Origin of the sequence: Flavobacterium sp. (assembly GCF_017744675.1) — a bacterium.
GTDB lineage: Bacteria > Bacteroidota > Bacteroidia > Flavobacteriales > Flavobacteriaceae > Flavobacterium.
Genome location: NZ_JAGIAV010000008.1, coordinates 1 through 18,034, shown reverse-complemented (window position 1 = coordinate 18,034; position 18,034 = coordinate 1). Strand labels below are relative to the sequence as shown.

The following is an 18,034-nucleotide window of genomic DNA, read 5'->3' as shown; positions in this document are numbered from 1 at the left end:
ATGATCAAATGAAACCATTATCTAATTGTCTAATTTTCAAATTGACACATTAAAACAGACACATTTTCTAATTAAAATATGAAATCACAAGACGTACGTAAACAATTTTTAGATTTTTTTGAGAGCAAAGGACATACCATTGTTCCATCAGCTCCTATTGTCCTTAAAGACGACCCAACCCTTATGTTCAATAACTCGGGAATGGCCCAGTTTAAAGAATTTTTCTTAGGGAACGGAACTCCAAAAAGTCCAAGAATAGCCGATACGCAAAAATGTCTTCGTGTTTCAGGAAAGCATAATGATCTTGAGGAGGTTGGTATTGATACGTACCACCACACGATGTTTGAAATGTTAGGAAACTGGTCTTTTGGTGACTATTTCAAAAAAGAAGCAATCAACTGGGCTTGGGAATTATTGACGGAAGTTTATAAAATTCCAAAAGAAAATCTTTACGTTTCTGTTTTTGAAGGAAGTAAAGAAGATAATGTTCCGTTTGACCAAGAAGCTTGGGATATCTGGAAAACTTTAATCGACGAAGACCGAATTATTTTAGGAAATAAAAAAGACAATTTCTGGGAAATGGGAGATCAAGGACCGTGCGGACCATGTTCTGAAATTCACGTTGATTTACGTTCTGCAGAAGAAAAAGCTTTAGTTCCAGGAAAAAGTTTAGTGAATAATGATCACCCGCAAGTTGTTGAAATCTGGAATAATGTATTTATGGAATTCAACCGTAAAGCAGATGGTTCTCTAGAAAAACTTCCTGCACAGCACGTAGATACCGGAATGGGATTTGAGCGTCTTTGTATGGCGTTGCAAGGAAAAACATCAAACTATGATACTGATGTTTTCATGCCATTAATTAGAGAAATCGAAACGATTACTGGAGCTAAATATACTGTAAAAGCATCAAATGAAGCTGAGGAAAAAGTAAACATTGCGATTCGTGTTGTAGCAGATCACGTTCGTGCGGTAGCTTTTGCTATTGCAGACGGTCAGTTGCCTTCTAACACTGGCGCTGGATATGTAATCAGAAGAATTTTGCGTCGTGCTATTCGTTACGGCTTTACTTTCTTAGGTACAAAAGAGCCATTTATTTATAAATTGGTTGAAACATTAAGCGAGCAAATGGGAGATTCTTTCCCAGAAATCAGAACACAAAAAGCACTTTGTTCGAATGTAATTCGTGAAGAAGAAAACTCTTTCCTTAAAACATTAGATCAAGGATTGATTCTTTTGGATGCTGTAATTTTAAATAATGTTGGTGACACAATCGATGGTAAAAAAGCTTTCGAATTGTATGATACATACGGATTCCCAATCGATTTAACAGCTTTGATTCTTTCAGAAAAAGGATTGAAATTGGACGAAAAAGGTTTCCAAGAACAATTACAATTGCAAAAAGAAAGATCTCGTGCGGCTTCTAAAGTAACGGCTGGAGACTGGAATGTAATTATTGAAGATGATATTCAGGAATTTGTTGGTTATGATAGATTATCACAACAAGTTAAGATTACAAAATACCGTAGAGTTGAAAGTGCAAAAGATGGAGAAATTTTCCAATTGGTTTTCAATGCAACGCCATTTTATGGAGAAAGCGGAGGACAAACTGGAGATAAAGGATATCTGGAAGCTCAAAACGGAGATATTATTTATATCATCGACACTAAAAAAGAAAACAACCAAACGATACATTTGGCGAAATCATTGCCAGAGAATCTTACAGGAACTTTCAATGCGGTTGTTGATGCAATTCAAAGAGCTAAAACTTCGTCAAATCACTCGGCTACGCACTTGTTGCACCAAGCTTTGCGTAAGATTTTAGGAACGCATATTGAGCAAAAAGGTTCGATGGTAAGAAATGCTTCGTTGCGTTTTGACTTTTCTCATTTTGCTAAAGTTACAGATGAAGAATTGTTAGAAGTAGAGAACTTTGTTAATGCAAGGATTCGTGAAAGTTTGCCATTAATAGAAAAAAGAGCAATTCCGAAAGATCAGGCTCTTGAAGATGGAGCAATTGCTTTGTTTGGAGAAAAATATGGCGATTTAGTTCGTACAATTAAATTCGGAGATTCTGTCGAATTATGCGGAGGAACGCACGTTGCAAATACATCTGATATCTGGCACTTTAAAATTATTTCTGAAGGAGCTGTTGCAGCAGGAATTAGAAGAATTGAAGCAATTACAAGTGAAGCTGCAAAAGAATATTTTGAGTCTCAATCAATTTCTTTCGGAGAAATTAAAGAAGTGCTTAAAAATGCTCCAGATCCGGTAAAAGCGATTCAAGCATTGCAAGACGAAAATGCGCAATTGAAAAAACAATTAGAAACTTTATTGAAAGATAAAGCAAAAAATATGAAGGCTGATTTAGCTAAAGAATTACAAGAAATCAACGGCGTTCGATTCTTAGCTAAACAAGTAGATTTAAATCCTGAAGGAGCAAAAGATTTGGCTTATGAGTTAGGTAATGCTTACAACGATTTATTTGTCGTTTTGGCTACAGCACACGAAGGAAAACCAATGTTAACATGTTATGTTTCTAAAGAAATTGTAGCAAGCAAAAACTTAAACGCTGGACAAGTTGTTCGCGAATTAGGTAAATACATCCAAGGTGGAGGAGGAGGACAGCCTTTCTTCGCAACTGCAGGAGGTAAAAATGTTGACGGAATTACTGAGGCGCTTTCAAAGGCGGAAGATTTCTTGAAATAATTTTTTTTAATCTCGCAAAGACGCAGAGTCGCAAAGTATTTTATGCTTTGCGACTTTTTTATTTAAAGCGTGGTGTTTTTAATCTCGCAAAGACACGAAGGCGCTAAGCTTTTTTATTTTTTAAAATTTTATTTTGTAAGTTTATACTTTAATTTTTAAAAATGACTGAAAATGAAATTTCGGCTGTTGTAGTTGATGTTTGTTATAAAATACATGTAAAACTTGGACCTGGATTACTAGAATCTGTTTATGAAGCGATCTTATTTCATGAATTGGAGAAAAGAGGTCTGAGAGTAGAAAGACAAAAAGTATTGCCGGTAATTTGGGATCAAATAAATTTAGATATCGGATTTCGGGCAGATTTGATAGTTGAGAATAAAGTGATATTAGAAATCAAATCAATTGAACAACTTACAGATGTACATGCCAAACAAGTCTTAACTTATCTCAAAATCACAAAAATGAAATTAGGTTTGCTAATTAATTTCAATGTTCCAATAATTAAGTTTGGAATAAAAAGAGTAGTTTCAAACTTATAAAACTTAAAAAGTAAGTAAAAGAAAAAGTCGCAAAGCTGCATAAAATACTTTGCGACTCTGCGTCTTTGCGAGATTATTTTAAAAAAAGAAGAATAATCACTTACGTTCCCCAATCTGCTGGCGCCACATCGCATAATACAATCCTTTTTCAACAATCAAATCTTCGTGTTTTCCTTGTTCGATGATTTTACCTTGTTCTAAAACAAATATTTTATCAGCATGCATTACAGTCGATAATCGGTGGGCAATTAAAACTGTAATTCGGTTTTTGTCTGAGATGTTTCTAATGGTATCGTTGATTTCTTCTTCGGTAATCGAATCCAAAGCAGAAGTTGCTTCGTCAAAAATCAATAAATTCGGATTTCTTAAAATGGCTCTAGCAATAGATAAACGCTGTTTTTCACCTCCAGAGACTTTGATTCCGCCTTCTCCAATTGTAGTGTTTAAACCGTCTTCTGCACGTCTTAAAAGTTTATCACAACTCGCTCTTTTTAAGGCATCGTACAATTCTTCGTCGGTTGCATTTGGCTTAACAAACAATAAGTTTTCACGAATGGTTCCCGAGAATAATTGAGCATCTTGCGTTACAAACCCAAGTTGTTTTCTTAAGTCTAATAAATCAATTTCAGTTGAATCGATGTCGTTATATAAAATCTCTCCTTCTTCAGGAGTATACAATCCAACCAACAGTTTTACTAAAGTTGTTTTTCCAGATCCCGACGGACCAACAAAAGCAACAGTCTGTCCTTGTTTGATTTCGAAATTAATATTTTCAACCGCTTTAAACTTAGCTGTTTTATGTTGAAAACTAACATTAGAAAATAGCAGCTTCTGGATCGCTCCAACATGTTTTGGAGTCTTTGGACGGAACTCTTTTGGGGCATTCAGTAAATGTTTGAAATTCTCCATAGAAACTTTTGTTTCATTCAGGGCAATAATAAAGTTCCCTAATTCCTGTAATGGGCCAAAAATAAAGAAAGTGAAGAATACCATTGTCAGCAAGTCACCAACTATAATTTTTCCTCCGAACAAAAAATAATAAAGCGCAAAAACAACACAAGTTCGCAAAAAGTGAACGGTTGTTCCTTGAATAAAACTCAAACTTCTAATAAAACGGATTTTCTCTAATTCTAATTGAAGAATTTTAAAAGTATTTAAGTTCAGACGTTTTTCTTCTTGATACGTTAAACCAAGACTTTTTACCAACTCGATGTTTCGTAAACTTTCAGTTGTAGAACCCGCAAGAGCATTTGTCTGATTTACAATTTTTCTAGAAACAATTTTAATCTTTTTACCTAGATACAAACTAACCAAAGCAATAATTGGCGCTGTAATCAAGAAGATAATCGAAATTCTAAAATCGATTCTTGCCACATAAACGATTACAAAAATGAAGCCGATGATGGTTTGAAAGATTAGAGAAATAGAAAGTGTAATCAGTTTTTCAGAATCAATTCTAACTTTTGTCAGTTTACTCAAAGTTTCGCCGCTTCGCTGATCTTCAAATTCAGCATACGGAAGATCAAGAGATTTTTTAATTCCGTCCGTATACATTTGAGCACCTGTGCGCTGAATGACAACATTGGTAAAATAATCCTGAAAGTTTTTGGTGATTCTTGAAATCATCGCTGCGCCAAGGGAAAGCACAAGCCAAAAAGCTAAAGATTTAATAAATCCGATTTCGTTTCCTTTGTATTTTGCCAGACCAACTCCGCAATCCTGCATAAGTTTTCCAGTAATTACTGAATCCGACAAACTGAAACAAATGTTGATAGAAGCCATAATCAAAGCAAAAAACAATAGCATTTTATGTCTGATAATGTAAGTATATAATAATTTCATATAAGAATTTAAAAAAATGGAAGATGCAAAAATAAGGAATTGTTTTAGTTTGTGTAATTGGTTTTTGTTATTAAAAATGTAAATTTTTTACAGGTGAAATTTTAATTGTTTTTTTTAAAGTTTTGAAGGTTTAATTTTTTAGCGAGGTAATAAAAACTAAGAAAGTAGCTAGGTATTTATACTGTATTTCTTTTTTTAAATGATTTTTTTAAATGTTACGGTATATTTATGTCACTTGTTATTAGTGTAGTAAGAAGTTTTTAAAATTAGATAATATTTTGGATGTGGAATTCCGTAAGGTTTTGAATTTGGGTTGTATTACGTTTGCACCAATAACAAATTTAACCTAATCAAAATGAAAAAAATTTTATGTTTATTTGGTGTTTTAGCACTAGTTTTTACATCTTGTTCAAGTGATGATTCGTCAAATTCGTCAGATCTTGTTTTGCTTAAGAAAAGTGTCATCACAAGTCCAGATGGCGATAAGGCTACCGTTAATTATAAGTACGACGGTAACAAAATAGTAAGTGTAACAGATGATACGGGGTTTTTTAATCTGCATTATACTTATACAGGAGATTTAATTACAAAAATTGATTACAAGCTCCCTAATGGAAAATCAGAACAAATAAATACTTTTACATACACTAATGATGGAAAGCTATCAACTTTTTTAAGAGTTGAATATGAAGATGAAGGTGGTGTAGCGGTAGCAAGAGGTTACAAGGAAGTATATACTTATAATGCAGATGGTACAATTTCAGTAAAAGGGTATTCAGGAAGTGATGTTGCTCAAACGGTTGCTTCGGGAACAGCTACAATTAAATTTGTAAATGGCGAGGTAAGTGAGATTATAAGTTCTAACTCGCCAAATCATAAATATACTTACGATGATAAAAATAATCCAACAAAAAATATTTTAGGGATGGATAAAATTGCATTTGCCGATGGAGAAGCAAATGGCGTTAAGTTCAATATTTTAACAGATAATTCAGATGGTAATTTGTGGACAAAAAGCACTTTTACTTACAATGATGCTGGATATCCAACAAAAGAAGTTGATACAGGATCTGACAGTTTAGGTACTACTGAGTATTTTTATTAAAAATTAGACCAGTTATTATTTATAAAAAACCAGAAACAAATGTTTCTGGTTTTTTTTCATTTGATGGAGGAGGAAAGAATGTTAAGTATATTTATTAAAAGAAACTCTCTATTCTGAAAAAAAGAGGCCAATACAGTAAGTATTTGGCTTTTTGCTTTTTTAGACCTTTCCCATTTTAGAAGACCATTTCACAACTCCCTTATAAATTAACTGAAGATTGCCATCGTCTTGTAAATGCAATGTTGCTCCAGGATATTCAGATGTATTGCTAGTCCAAATAGTTCTTATAAGTGCTGGAACTGTACCAAAACTGCCCTTTATTACTATATTTCCATCTGTTTGTAAGAAGCAAGAAGAATTTTGGTAGATTGGATTTCCAATACTCCAAACAATTTCATTGTCTTTTAAGTCACTTATGAATAAAAAGCCTGCTATAAAATCTAGTTTATATTGGCCATTAGGAGATTTTGGCTGTGTCCATGAGATTCTATCAATTCTTTCTCCTGATTCTACAATAGACTTTATAGGAAAGGGATACCACTGATTTATTGATTTTTTATCAGTTTCAGATAAAATACTCATCTCATTTACGCCTTTTCCATCTGTTGTTAGAGAAGCAGGTACGTAATAGTGCATGATTGAAAAAGAATCATATTCACTATAATTATTTACAATAGGTTTATTAATGATTAGTTTGTCAACATCTTCTTTTGATAAACCCATTAGATCATAATAGTAGCTATATACTTTAGGGAAATCCCATTTAATTGTAGCATTTGGGTTTGTCATTTCGTGCTTTAAACCCAATGCATGTCCGAATTCATGTAATATAGTTCTTCTGGAACTTTCATTGTCATAAATTGGCCCTAATCGCATTGATGGTGTATTTTGATAAGTCGTATAAGCTGGACTTGGAAGTAAAAGCCTTGCTCCCAATTCAGACCAAGCACCTGGAGTGCCAAGATTAAACGCAATTCGGATATGGGCATCTTCTTCTTTTGGAACAAATTGAAACTTCAAATTTGCATAATTGGTCCACTCATTTGCATATTTTTTTACGATTTCCTGTTCGGTTTGATTTCCATCCAAAAATTTGATTTTAATAGTTTGGCCTATTTCCCAGCGAGGGTTATCAATAATTGTTGCATCAGGTTTAAATACATCATTGGTTTGCGTATTAATTAAATCAAAAGTGCAAACCAGTCCCTCATCATTTGAATGAATGTTCTTTTCTGCTCTATCAGAAGTACATGAAGACAATAAGCAGATTAGACCAATTATTGAAAAAACCGTTTTTTTCATACGTTTTTGATTTAAGGATACCGCAATTTTAATGAAAAATGAACGTATAATGCTGTTTTGATTTAAGTTGTGGCTTAATCTGTTATAAAAATGTCTTTTTGTGGAATTTAAAGAAGGCGAAAAACGCTCCTTTTGTATGAACCTTTCTAACTCAAAACGATTATGAAAAAAATGTATTTCTTTTTGTTAAGCTGCTTAACTGTTTTAGTCTCTTGTAATAATGATGATGAAAAAAGCCCTGAAAAGAAATTGATTTTGCCTAAATCAATAATTAGTAAATCTGTAAATGGTTCATACACCAGTGTAACGAACTTCCTTTATGACGGGAATAAAATTTTAAAAATTAGTAGCTCAAATAAGAGAAATGAGTACGTGTATGAGGGCGATAAAATTGTAAAAGAGACAAAATACAGTTCTGAATCAGGAATAGAGTTGAAAATTTCGGAAACATCATTTACTTATGAAAATGATAAATTGGTTGTCGTAGATAAAATTTCAGAAGGAACTCGATTTAAGTACTTGTACATTTATAATGAAGATGGAACAGTTAATCGAGAAGAATATTTGATAAATGATAAAATGGGGAAAGAATTAAAAACCCCTACACTTCAAACTTTATCTTTTACCGAAGGAAATTTGACAAAAATAGAATCATATTATGAATATGATTCTATTACTTTTTCTGAAACCTATTTATTCAACTACGATACAAGTAATAGTGCATTTAAAAATATTTTAGGATTAAAATATTTATTGAATGAAGGGAACCTTGATACTATAGGCTCTTTTTCTGCTATAAATAATTTAAATAGAGTAAGTCACTATACAACATGTCAATCTGATAATATTAAGTATAATTATACTACTGGTGTTAAATATGAATACAATAAAGAAGGTTATCCAACTAAAAAAATATCCTTTGCGGTGGATGATGTAAATGAAATAACTGAATATATATACTAATTTGGACAAGATACCAAACCATGAAAACCAAATACTTTCTGTATTTGGTTTTTTTATTGATGAAAATTGGTGAAATTCGTAATTAAAATAAAAAGCAATGCAATTCAGAACCCAAATACCAATTTCCAAAAGCAAAAGTCCAATCGATTATAATTCGAAAATACTTTCTATTGGTTCTTGTTTTGCAGAAAATATGGCAGAGAAATTCGATTATTTTAAATTTCAAAATGAAACCAATCCGTTTGGGATAATTTTTAATCCTGTTTCAATTGAAAAGTTATTTGATAGAATTTCTAAACAAGAATTGTTCGAAGAAAAAGATGTTTTTTTCCATAACGAACGTTGGCATAGTTATGAAGTGCATTCTGATCTGAGTAATTCAGACCGACAAGAATTGCTGGAATCATTAAATAAAGCGATTACAGAAACGCACAAACAAATAAAAGAAGCTACACATATAATCATCACTTTTGGAACGTCTTGGATTTACAGAAATCTAGAAAAAGACGAAATTGTAGCCAATTGCCATAAAGTGCCTCAAAAGCAATTTTCAAAAGAATTATTATCAGCAGAAGTAATTCAGAAAAGCATTCAAAATACAATTGAGGCTATTCAAGGTTTAAATTCTAATATCAATTTTATATTTACGATTTCTCCAGTTCGTCATATCAAAGACGGTTTTGTAGAAAATCAATTAAGCAAATCGCATTTATTTACAGCATTACATAGTATTCTAAAATCTGAAATCTACAATCTACAATTAGAATATTTCCCTTCCTATGAAATCATGATGGACGAACTCCGTGATTATCGATTTTATGCCGAAGATATGCTTCATCCCAACCAAATTGCGATAGATTATATTTGGAAGCTTTTCAGCGAAAGCTATATTTCAGAAAACAGTTTTTATGTGATGAAAGAAGTAAACGAAATTCAGAAAAGTCTTCGTCACAGAAGTTTCAATCCAGAATCAGATCAGCATCAAAAATTCTTAGCCAATCTTCAGCAGAAAATAGATGCTTTAGGAAAAAAACTTCCCCATATTAAATTCTAAAGACTTTAGGTTTGATTTTCAGTCATCATAAGATTTAAAAAAACTTCGTGCCTTAGAGCTTTCGTGGCAAGAAAAAACTCATTCAGCAATAAAATTTTAGAATAATTCCTCATAATTGTGTAAATTGTTAAGGTTTAAATTTTACATTTTTGTAAGATGTCTAATCCTGCTTTTTTCAGAAGCAATTTTAATCTTAATGATTTATTGACGTATGAATAAGAAATCCATTCACTATTTAAAAAAAACACTTCGTATACTTCTTTGGTGTGTGGGTTCTGTGATTACATTATTATTGCTTGTCATTATTTTAATTCAAGTTCCGTCAGTTCAAAATTTCGTTAAGGACAAAGCGATAACGTATCTTCAAGGTAAAATAAAAACCAAAGTCTCTTTGGATAAAATCTTAATCAAATTTCCAAAAGATGTGGTGCTGGAAGGTTTTTATTTTGAAGATCAAAAAAAAGATACATTGCTGGCGGGTAAAAGATTAGAGGTCGATGTTGATCTTTTTAAATTGGTTAGCAGCGAATTGGAAATCAATTCGGTTTCACTGGAAAATGTAAAAGCTAATATTTCAAGAAACAAAGAAGGCGTTTTCAATTTCGATTATATTATAAAAGCATTCGAATCTAAAGAGCCAAAAGTAGAAGACCCCAATGCAAAACCTTTCAAAATTTCTGTTGTAAAGGTAAATCTAGATCAGGTTAAATTTAATTTCAAAGATGATTATTCGAAAAATGATATTCGAGTAAATCTAACTCATTTTGATACCAAATTCAAGAAATTCGATTTGGATAAAATGGATTTTAATATTCCGAATATTAATTTGAACGGACTGAAAGTAGTTTTGGATCAGGATGTTGTTGAGAAAATTGCAGAAGTTTCGGTTAAAACCATTGATACCGTTTCGAAACGTCCAGATTTTAAACTGAAGTTGGATAAAATCACTTTGGCTAAAATTGATGTTTTATATGATAATAAAGACTCGGAATTAAATTCGGGCATTCGTTTAGGAAATTTAAATTTAGTAGTAAATGAGATTGATATTAATAAACAGTTTTTGGATTTTGATACTTTTGAAGTTAAAAATCTTAAAGGAAATTTACGTCTTGGCGCAAAAGATAAGCAGATTCAGGCTCCAGATTTAGATACAACCGCGATAAAACAAGCAGGCTGGAAAGTAAAACTCAACGAGGCTAATCTTGAAGACATCGCTTTCAAATTTGATGATATGCAATCAAAACCAAAAACAAAAGGTATTGATTATGCGCATCTAGATTTGGATAAATTCAATTTTAAAGCAGAGAAATTGTATTACGGAAATGATACCATTTCGGGAAATATCCAAACCTTAACTGTAAGCGAAAAAAGCGGTTTGCAGATTCAGGCTTTAAAAACAGATTTCTTTTATGGTCCAAAAAATGCTTCGTTAGAGAATTTGTATTTAAAAACGTCGCAAACTCTTGTTCAAGATAAAATTAAGGTGCAATACAAATCGCTTGAATCGCTTCAAAAAGATTTAGGAAATCTTGCTGTCGATGCCAATTTAAAACAGTCAAAAATTGGTTTCAAAGACATTTTGCTATTTGTTCCCGATTTGCAGAAAACCAATCCGTTTAAGAGTAATCCAAATGCGATTTTGTATGTCGACAGTCGAGTGAACGGAAAAGTGAAAGATTTGAATATTTCGAAATTCGAAATGAGCGGAATCGGGGCTACAAAAGTTTCCCTTTCGGGGAAAATCGCCGGACTTCCTGATGCCCAAAAAGCCTATTATGATTTGAATATCAAGAAGATTTCGAGCACTTCGAAAGATATTAATATGTTTGTGCCAGCAGGAACAATTCCTAAAAACATTCAATTGCCTTCACAACTGAGTTTGCAAGGAAAATTTAAAGGTTCGGTGCAGAATTTCAAAACCAATTTGGCTTTAAACAGCAGTTTCGGAAATGCAAAAATAGATGCTCTTTTTGATCAGCGAATCAAGAAAAGAGAAAAATACGATGCAGATGTTTCGCTACAGGAATTTGATTTGGGCCGATTGATTAAAAACGATTCAATTGGAAAAATTACGCTTAAAGCGAAAGTAAAAGGAAATGGTTTAGATCCAAAAACCGCAAATGCAGCAGTTGATGGTTTGGTACAGAAAGCGGTTTTTAATCGATATACGTATCGAGATTTAGCATTAAAAGGAAATATCGAAAATGGTTCTTTCGCCGTAAAATCAGGAATGAAAGATCCAAATCTGAATTTCGATTTGACTGCCAGCGGAGACACAAAAGAGAAATATCCAACCGTAAAATTAAAATTGAATTTAGATATTGCCGATTTAGAAAAACTGAATCTGCACGCAGGTCCAATGAAACTTCGCGGAAATGTCGATGCCGATATTACCAACAGTAATCCTGATTTTTTGAACGGAAAAGTGTTTTTGTCCAATATTCAGATTTTGCAGAATGCGGAGCCAATTGTCTTAGATTCCATTCGTGTTTTTGCTTTCGCAGACAAAGACAGTAATTCGATTAAAATTTCGTCTCAGTTTCTAAAGGCAGAGGTGAACGGAAAGTACAAACTGACGACTTTGGCAAATTCGATCCAAAAATCACTATCGAAATATATTGATCTTAAAAATCCGAAGGTCAATGCAGAATCAGATGAGCAAAGGCTGGCATTTATGCTAAAAGTGGATAATGATCCAATACTTTTTAAATTATTGCCAAAATTGACAGGTTTAGAACCTTTCACGATCAATGGGAAATACAATAACAAAACTGATTCTCTGGAAGTAAAAGGAACGATTCCGAGAATTGTTTACACCAACAATACCATTTCTGACGGAAGAATTAATATTGAAGCCAAAGAAAATGCTTTAGAATATTCGGTTTCTGTAGCTACAATTGAAAGCGGCTCTTTAAAAATTCCGTTTACCAGTTTAAGCGGAGAAGTGCAAAATAATATTTTAACCTATGCGCTTGAAGTTCAGGATGCCAAACAAAAACAACAGTATTTTATAGCGGGTGAATTTAAAGCAGAAGATTCTAAAAATGTTTTAAAACTAGATCCAAACAGCTTCATTTTAAATTATGACAAATGGAAGGTCGATCCGGAAAATGCTATTGAATTTGGAGACAAACGACTTTACGTCAATAAATTCAATTTGAATAATAACGGAAATGAGTTAAAAATTCAATCGCAAGGAAATCAAAATAATGCACCATTGCAAGTCGACTTTGTGAACTTCAAAATTGAAACCATTATGAATATGGTTAAAAAAGACGAGTTGTTGATGCAAGGTTTGATAAACGGAAATGCGTTAGTTGAAAACGTTATGACAAATCCGACTTTTACATCAGATCTAAAAATTGACGATTTTACTTTTAAAGGATCAAAAGTTGGCGATTTAGAAATAAAAGTTGACAATAAAACAGCTAATACGCTTGCAGCAAATGTAACGTTGAGCGACGAAGGAAATGATCTGAAACTGACAGGAGATTACCAATTAGACGCTGGAAATTTTGATTTTGATGTTGCAATCAACAAACTGTACATCAAAAGCATTCAAGGTTTTAGCATGGGAAATATTACCGAAGGACAAGGTTTTTTATCTGGAAATTTTAAATTGACGGGAAATACTTCTTCACCAAAAATTAACGGAGAATTGAACTTTAATGATGCTGGTTTTAGAGTGACACAACTGAATTCGTACTTTAAAACTAAAAACGAAAAAATCACTTTCAGCAACGAAACCATTTCATTTGATAAATTCTCTCTTTTCGACGAAAATGACAATGAATTGTTTGTAAACGGAACTATTCAGTCTCCAGATTTTGTAAAATATAATTTCAATTTGATTGTAGAAGCAAACGATTTTAGAGCAATTCATTCAAAAGCAAAAGACAATGATTTGTTTTATGGCGATTTGTTTTTAGATACAAAACTGAATATCAAAGGAAATTTGGATAGTCCTGTGGTCGACGGAACAATTAAAATCAATAAAGAAACCAAATTTACAGTCGTAATGCCGCAATCAGATCCTTCTATAGCAGATCGTGAAGGAATTGTAGAATTTGTGGATGAAGACAATGCCTATCTTAAACAAACGGTTGATATGCAGAACAAACTCAATCAATCGGAATTGAAAGGAATGGATGTGAATGTGGGCATTTCAATCAATAAAGAAGCAGAATTAACATTGCTAATCGATAAATCTAATGGTGATTATTTGAATTTGAAAGGAGAAGCGGAATTAGTAGGTGGAATTGATCAGTCTGGAAAAACAACTTTGACAGGGAAATATGAGTTTTCGGATGGAGCTTATGAAATGAATTTCAACGGAATTAAAAGAAAATTTGATATTCAGAAAGGAAGTTTTATTACCTGGAACGGCGAACCAACAATGGCAACTTTAAATATTACAGCCATTTATAAAGTAAACACAGCGCCAATTGATTTATTAGGAAGTCAGATAAAGGGAGAACCTCAAGCGGTACAAAATACCTATAAGCAAAAGCTTCCTTTTCAGACTTTATTGAAAATGAATGGAGAATTGCTAAAACCAGAGATTTCATTTGGAATTGTGCTTCCGGAAGGAAATTATAATGTTGCTTCAAATGTTGTAGATATGACACAGGCAAAACTGAAACAATTAGAGCAAGATCCAGCAGAATTAAACAAACAAGTTTTTGCTCTTTTATTATTGAACAGATTTGTGGGCGAAAATCCGTTTGCAAGCGAAAGTGGCGGTACAAGTGCAGAATCTTTTGCTCGACAAAGTGTAAGCAAAATTCTTTCGCAGCAATTAAATAATCTGGCCGGAGATCTTATCGAAGGATTTGAAGTGAATTTTGACTTAGAATCTACCGAAGATTATACTACAGGAACGATGCAAAACAGAACCGATTTGAATGTGCAAGTTTCTAAAAAACTATTAGATGATCGATTGAAAGTGACTGTTGGAAGCAGTTTTGGAGTTGAAGGACAAGAGCGCGCCAACGAAGAAACGACCAATATTGCGGGTGATGTTGCTTTAGATTATCAATTAACAAAGGATGGCCGTTATATGATTCGTGCGTATCGCAAAAATCAATACCAGGTGGCGGTTGAAGGTCAGGTAATTGAAACTGGAGTTGCATTTGTTATCACGATGAGTTACAATAAATTTAGAGAACTTTTTCATCGTACAGAAACAGAAAAAGAATTGATTAGAGAGGAGAAAATCCTCAAGGAAAAAGAAAAGCAGAAAAAGAAAGAGCAGAAAGAAAAAGAAAAATTGCAGGAGAACGAAGACGAAAAAACAATTGAAGGAAATGAGCAGAAAACATAATCATATAAACCCATTTTATATAAAGTGTATGGCACTGCTGACCTTATTTTTTGTTGTAGGATGCAGTAATACAAAATACCTTCCAGAAGGCGATTTGCTTTATACAGGCGGTTCTGTAACCATAAAAGATTCGATTATGAAAAAGAAAGATCGAAAAGCATTGGAAAAGGAACTAGAAGGTTTACTGCGCCCAAAACCAAACAAACAGTTTTTAGGATTGCGCCCAAAGTTACTGATTTACAATCTGGCTGGCGAACCTAAAAAAGACAAAGGAACAAGATATTGGTTGCGAAATAAGGTTGGAGAACCGCCAGTACTTTTTAGTCAGGTCGACTTGGATTATAATGCTTCTGTTCTTCGGAATTTTACAGAAAATAGAGGCTACTTTAAAACGCGCGTCAGTGCCGATTCGACTGTTCGAAACAAAAGAGTTACGGCAGAATATATGGTTACGCCAAGACAGCAATACATTATAAAAAGTGTCATTTTCCCAGATGATTCTTTAAAAATGTCAAAGATTATTGCAAGAAGCCACCGAAGAAGTTTGCTTAAAGTTGGCGCGCCTTATGATTTAGATGTCATAAAAGCAGAAAGAGAACGAATTGATGCGAGATTGAAAGAAAAAGGATACTTCTATTTTAATCCAGATTATATTTTGGCAAAAGTAGACAGCAGTAAAGGCGATCACGAAGTGCGAATCAGATTGGTTATAAAAGATGATACGCCTGTAAAAGCCTTGACGGCATATAAGATCGATAAGATTTTTGTGTATCCGAATTATTCTCTAACGAATGATAGTGCGGTTTATCGAAAAAAAAATATCACGCAATACAAAGATCTCACGATAATTGATACGGCAGATACTTTCAAACCAAGAATTTACGACCGAACGATTTATTTCAAAAGAGGTGATGTTTACAATAGAAAAGATCATAATTTGACTTTAAACCGATTTGTAAATCTGGGAACATTTAGTTTTGTAAAGAACGAATTTAAACCTTCAGATTCTATCCCAAACGCTTTAGATTCGTATTACTATTTGACTCTTTTGCCGAAAAAGTTTATTCGTGTTGAAGTAATCGGAAAAACCAATTCTGCGAGTTATACAGGTACCGAATTAAATTTAAATTGGAATAATCGAAACTTTTTAAGAGGAGCAGAATTGTTTACGGCATCTGTTTTTGGTGGTGCCGATTTTCAGCTTGGAGGAGTAAATAAGGGAAAAAACATATATAAACTTGGAGCCGAAACCAGTTTGACTTGGCCACGATTTATAACACCTTTTCATATTGAAGGAAACAGCGAATATGTGCCTAGAACCAAAGCAACGCTTCGTTACGAATACCAAAAAAGAACACAGCTTTATGCCCTGAATTCGTTTAATACTTCGTTTGGATATATGTGGAAAGAAAACATTCGTAAAGAGCATCAGTTGAACATTGTAGATGTAACTTATGTGAGTCCGAATCATGTTACACCAGAATATTTGGAAGATATTAAAACTGACCCAGCATTAGGAAAAGTAATTGAAAAACAATTGATTTTTGGTCCAACGTATAATTATACGTATACCAATACGATGCAGAAAAGAAAAAAGCATACCATCTATTTTAATGGAGAATTGGATTTAGCAGGAAACCTGACAGGAGCAATTACTGGCGCTAATATTAAGAAAAATGATACGATAAAAATCTTTGATGTCCCGTTTAGTCAATATGTCAAAATCAGATCCGATTTTAGACATTATTTAAAGCTCGGAAAAGAAAGCGAATTGGCTAGTAGATTGATTGTTGGTGCAGGTTTTGCTTACGGAAATTCGAGAACGCTTCCGGCATCTAAACAATTTGTGGTAGGAGGAACCAATAGTATTAGAGCTTTTAGAGCCAGAACATTAGGACCTGGAAGTTATGTGATTCCGCCCACAACAAACGATAATTATACACCCGATCAATCTGCCGATTTAAAACTGGAATTCAATACTGAATATCGAGCTAAATTATTTAGCATTGTGAGAGGTGCTGTATTTTTAGATGCGGGAAATATTTGGCTTTTGCATGCCGATCCCAATAAACCTGGAGCAGAAATTTCCAAAGATTTTATGAAAGAAATTGCCATAGGCGCAGGAGCTGGTTTGCGTTTCGATTTGTCATTTTTGGTTTTAAGAACCGATTTAGCCATTCCACTTCGAAATCCAGCATTGCCAGACGGACAACGCTGGGTCATTGATAATATTAATTTAGGAAGCAGTTCCTGGAGAAAAGACAACCTCATTCTGAATATCGCAATCGGCTATCCGTTCTAAATCTATTGGCCACGAATTCACGAATTTTCGCTAATCCGTGTGAATACTTATAATTGAATTTCACAAATTTTAATTTGTGAAATTGAAAAAAAATAATAGACAAAGGGATTAGCGAAAATTCGTGAATTCGTGGCTAAAAAAAGAAAAAATGAAGTAAATTCGTTTAAATAAATTATCGGAATGCAAAACTTGATCAAAAGAATTATAGGTGTTGGTGCTATTGTTTTACTTATTGTCTTGGCTTTTAAATACTGCCAGTTCAAAAAAGATGACGATTCAGATATAAGCTATAATACCAATTTGATTCAGCAGCAGATTCTTAATGTTGGAAAATTGGTTGTAACCGAAGGGCATTTCTCTGAAGTGATTACATACAAAAATCAGCAGAAATATTTAATGGACATGATTTCTTTTGAGAAAAAAGCTTTGATTGTAGTTAACGCAAATGTCACTGTTGCTTACGATTTGCATCAAATGAAATATGATATTGATGAAAAAAATAAAACCATCACGATTTTAAATATTCCAAAAGAAGAAATTACCATCAATCCAGATATTCAGTTTTACGATGTAGAACAAAGCAAACTGAATCCGTTTACGGGTGATGATTACAATAAAATCAATAAGTCGGTAAAAGCAAATCTGGCTAAAAAAATCGAAAATTCTACACTTAAAACCAATGCCCAAAATAGATTGATTAGCGAATTGTCTAAGATTTTAATCATGACCAATTCAATGGGCTGGAAACTTGAATACAAAGGAAAAACTATTGAATCGGAGACTGAGTTGACTCAGGATTTGAAATTGTGATTTTGAGGTTCAAAGCAGCAAAGTGACAAAGTAACAAAGGCTTCTTTCCACAATCTTGTCATTTCGACGAAGGAGAAATCACACT

At 33.1% G+C, this 18,034-nt stretch carries 10 protein-coding genes; 8 read left to right on the top strand and 2 right to left on the bottom strand.

From position 1 onward, the window contains the following. Positions 1-78 precede the first annotated feature (78 nt). Entirely contained in the window at positions 79-2,709 is a 2,631-nt protein-coding gene (gene alaS / locus J7574_RS21170; protein WP_290973577.1) for an alanine--tRNA ligase, read from the top strand. Between the two features lie 161 nt (positions 2,710-2,870). Beyond that, positions 2,871-3,248 (top strand): GxxExxY protein, encoded by a 378-nt coding sequence (locus J7574_RS21165; RefSeq protein ID WP_290973575.1) that lies wholly within the window; start codon positions 2,871-2,873, stop codon positions 3,246-3,248. Between the two features lie 96 nt (positions 3,249-3,344). On the opposite strand, the gene J7574_RS21160 is transcribed toward J7574_RS21165, so the two are convergent. Continuing rightward, entirely contained in the window at positions 3,345-5,090 is a 1,746-nt protein-coding gene (locus J7574_RS21160) for an ABC transporter ATP-binding protein (RefSeq protein WP_290973573.1), read from the bottom strand. A 355-nt stretch (positions 5,091-5,445) separates the two neighbouring features. Between J7574_RS21160 and J7574_RS21155 the strand changes: the two genes are divergently transcribed. Then, positions 5,446-6,195, top strand: coding sequence for a hypothetical protein (locus J7574_RS21155; protein ID WP_290973571.1), 750 nt, complete (start codon positions 5,446-5,448; stop codon positions 6,193-6,195). Between the two features lie 159 nt (positions 6,196-6,354). Here the strand turns inward: J7574_RS21155 and J7574_RS21150 are convergent, their stop codons facing one another. Then, on the bottom strand, positions 6,355-7,497 hold the full coding sequence (locus tag J7574_RS21150; RefSeq protein ID WP_290973568.1) for a hypothetical protein: 1,143 nt from the start codon (positions 7,495-7,497) through the stop codon (positions 6,355-6,357). A gap of 162 nt (positions 7,498-7,659) precedes the next feature. Between J7574_RS21150 and J7574_RS21145 the strand changes: the two genes are divergently transcribed. From J7574_RS21145 to J7574_RS21125, 5 genes are all read left to right on the top strand, one after another. Then, entirely contained in the window at positions 7,660-8,460 is an 801-nt protein-coding gene (locus J7574_RS21145) for a hypothetical protein (protein WP_290973565.1), read from the top strand. 97 nt (positions 8,461-8,557) lie between these two features. Next, positions 8,558-9,514, top strand: coding sequence for a GSCFA domain-containing protein (locus J7574_RS21140; RefSeq protein WP_290973562.1), 957 nt, complete (start codon positions 8,558-8,560; stop codon positions 9,512-9,514). A 211-nt stretch (positions 9,515-9,725) separates the two neighbouring features. After that, a complete protein-coding gene (locus J7574_RS21135; RefSeq protein WP_290973559.1) occupies positions 9,726-14,837 on the top strand; it encodes a translocation/assembly module TamB in 5,112 nt (1,703 codons plus the stop codon). Then, positions 14,821-17,139, top strand: a complete 2,319-nt coding sequence (locus J7574_RS21130) for a BamA/TamA family outer membrane protein (protein WP_290973556.1) — start codon at positions 14,821-14,823, stop codon at positions 17,137-17,139. The genes J7574_RS21135 and J7574_RS21130 overlap by 17 nt, the downstream gene beginning before the upstream one ends. A 180-nt stretch (positions 17,140-17,319) precedes the next feature. Beyond that, positions 17,320-17,949, top strand: coding sequence for a DUF4230 domain-containing protein (locus J7574_RS21125; RefSeq protein WP_290973553.1), 630 nt, complete (start codon positions 17,320-17,322; stop codon positions 17,947-17,949). Positions 17,950-18,034 lie beyond the last annotated feature (85 nt).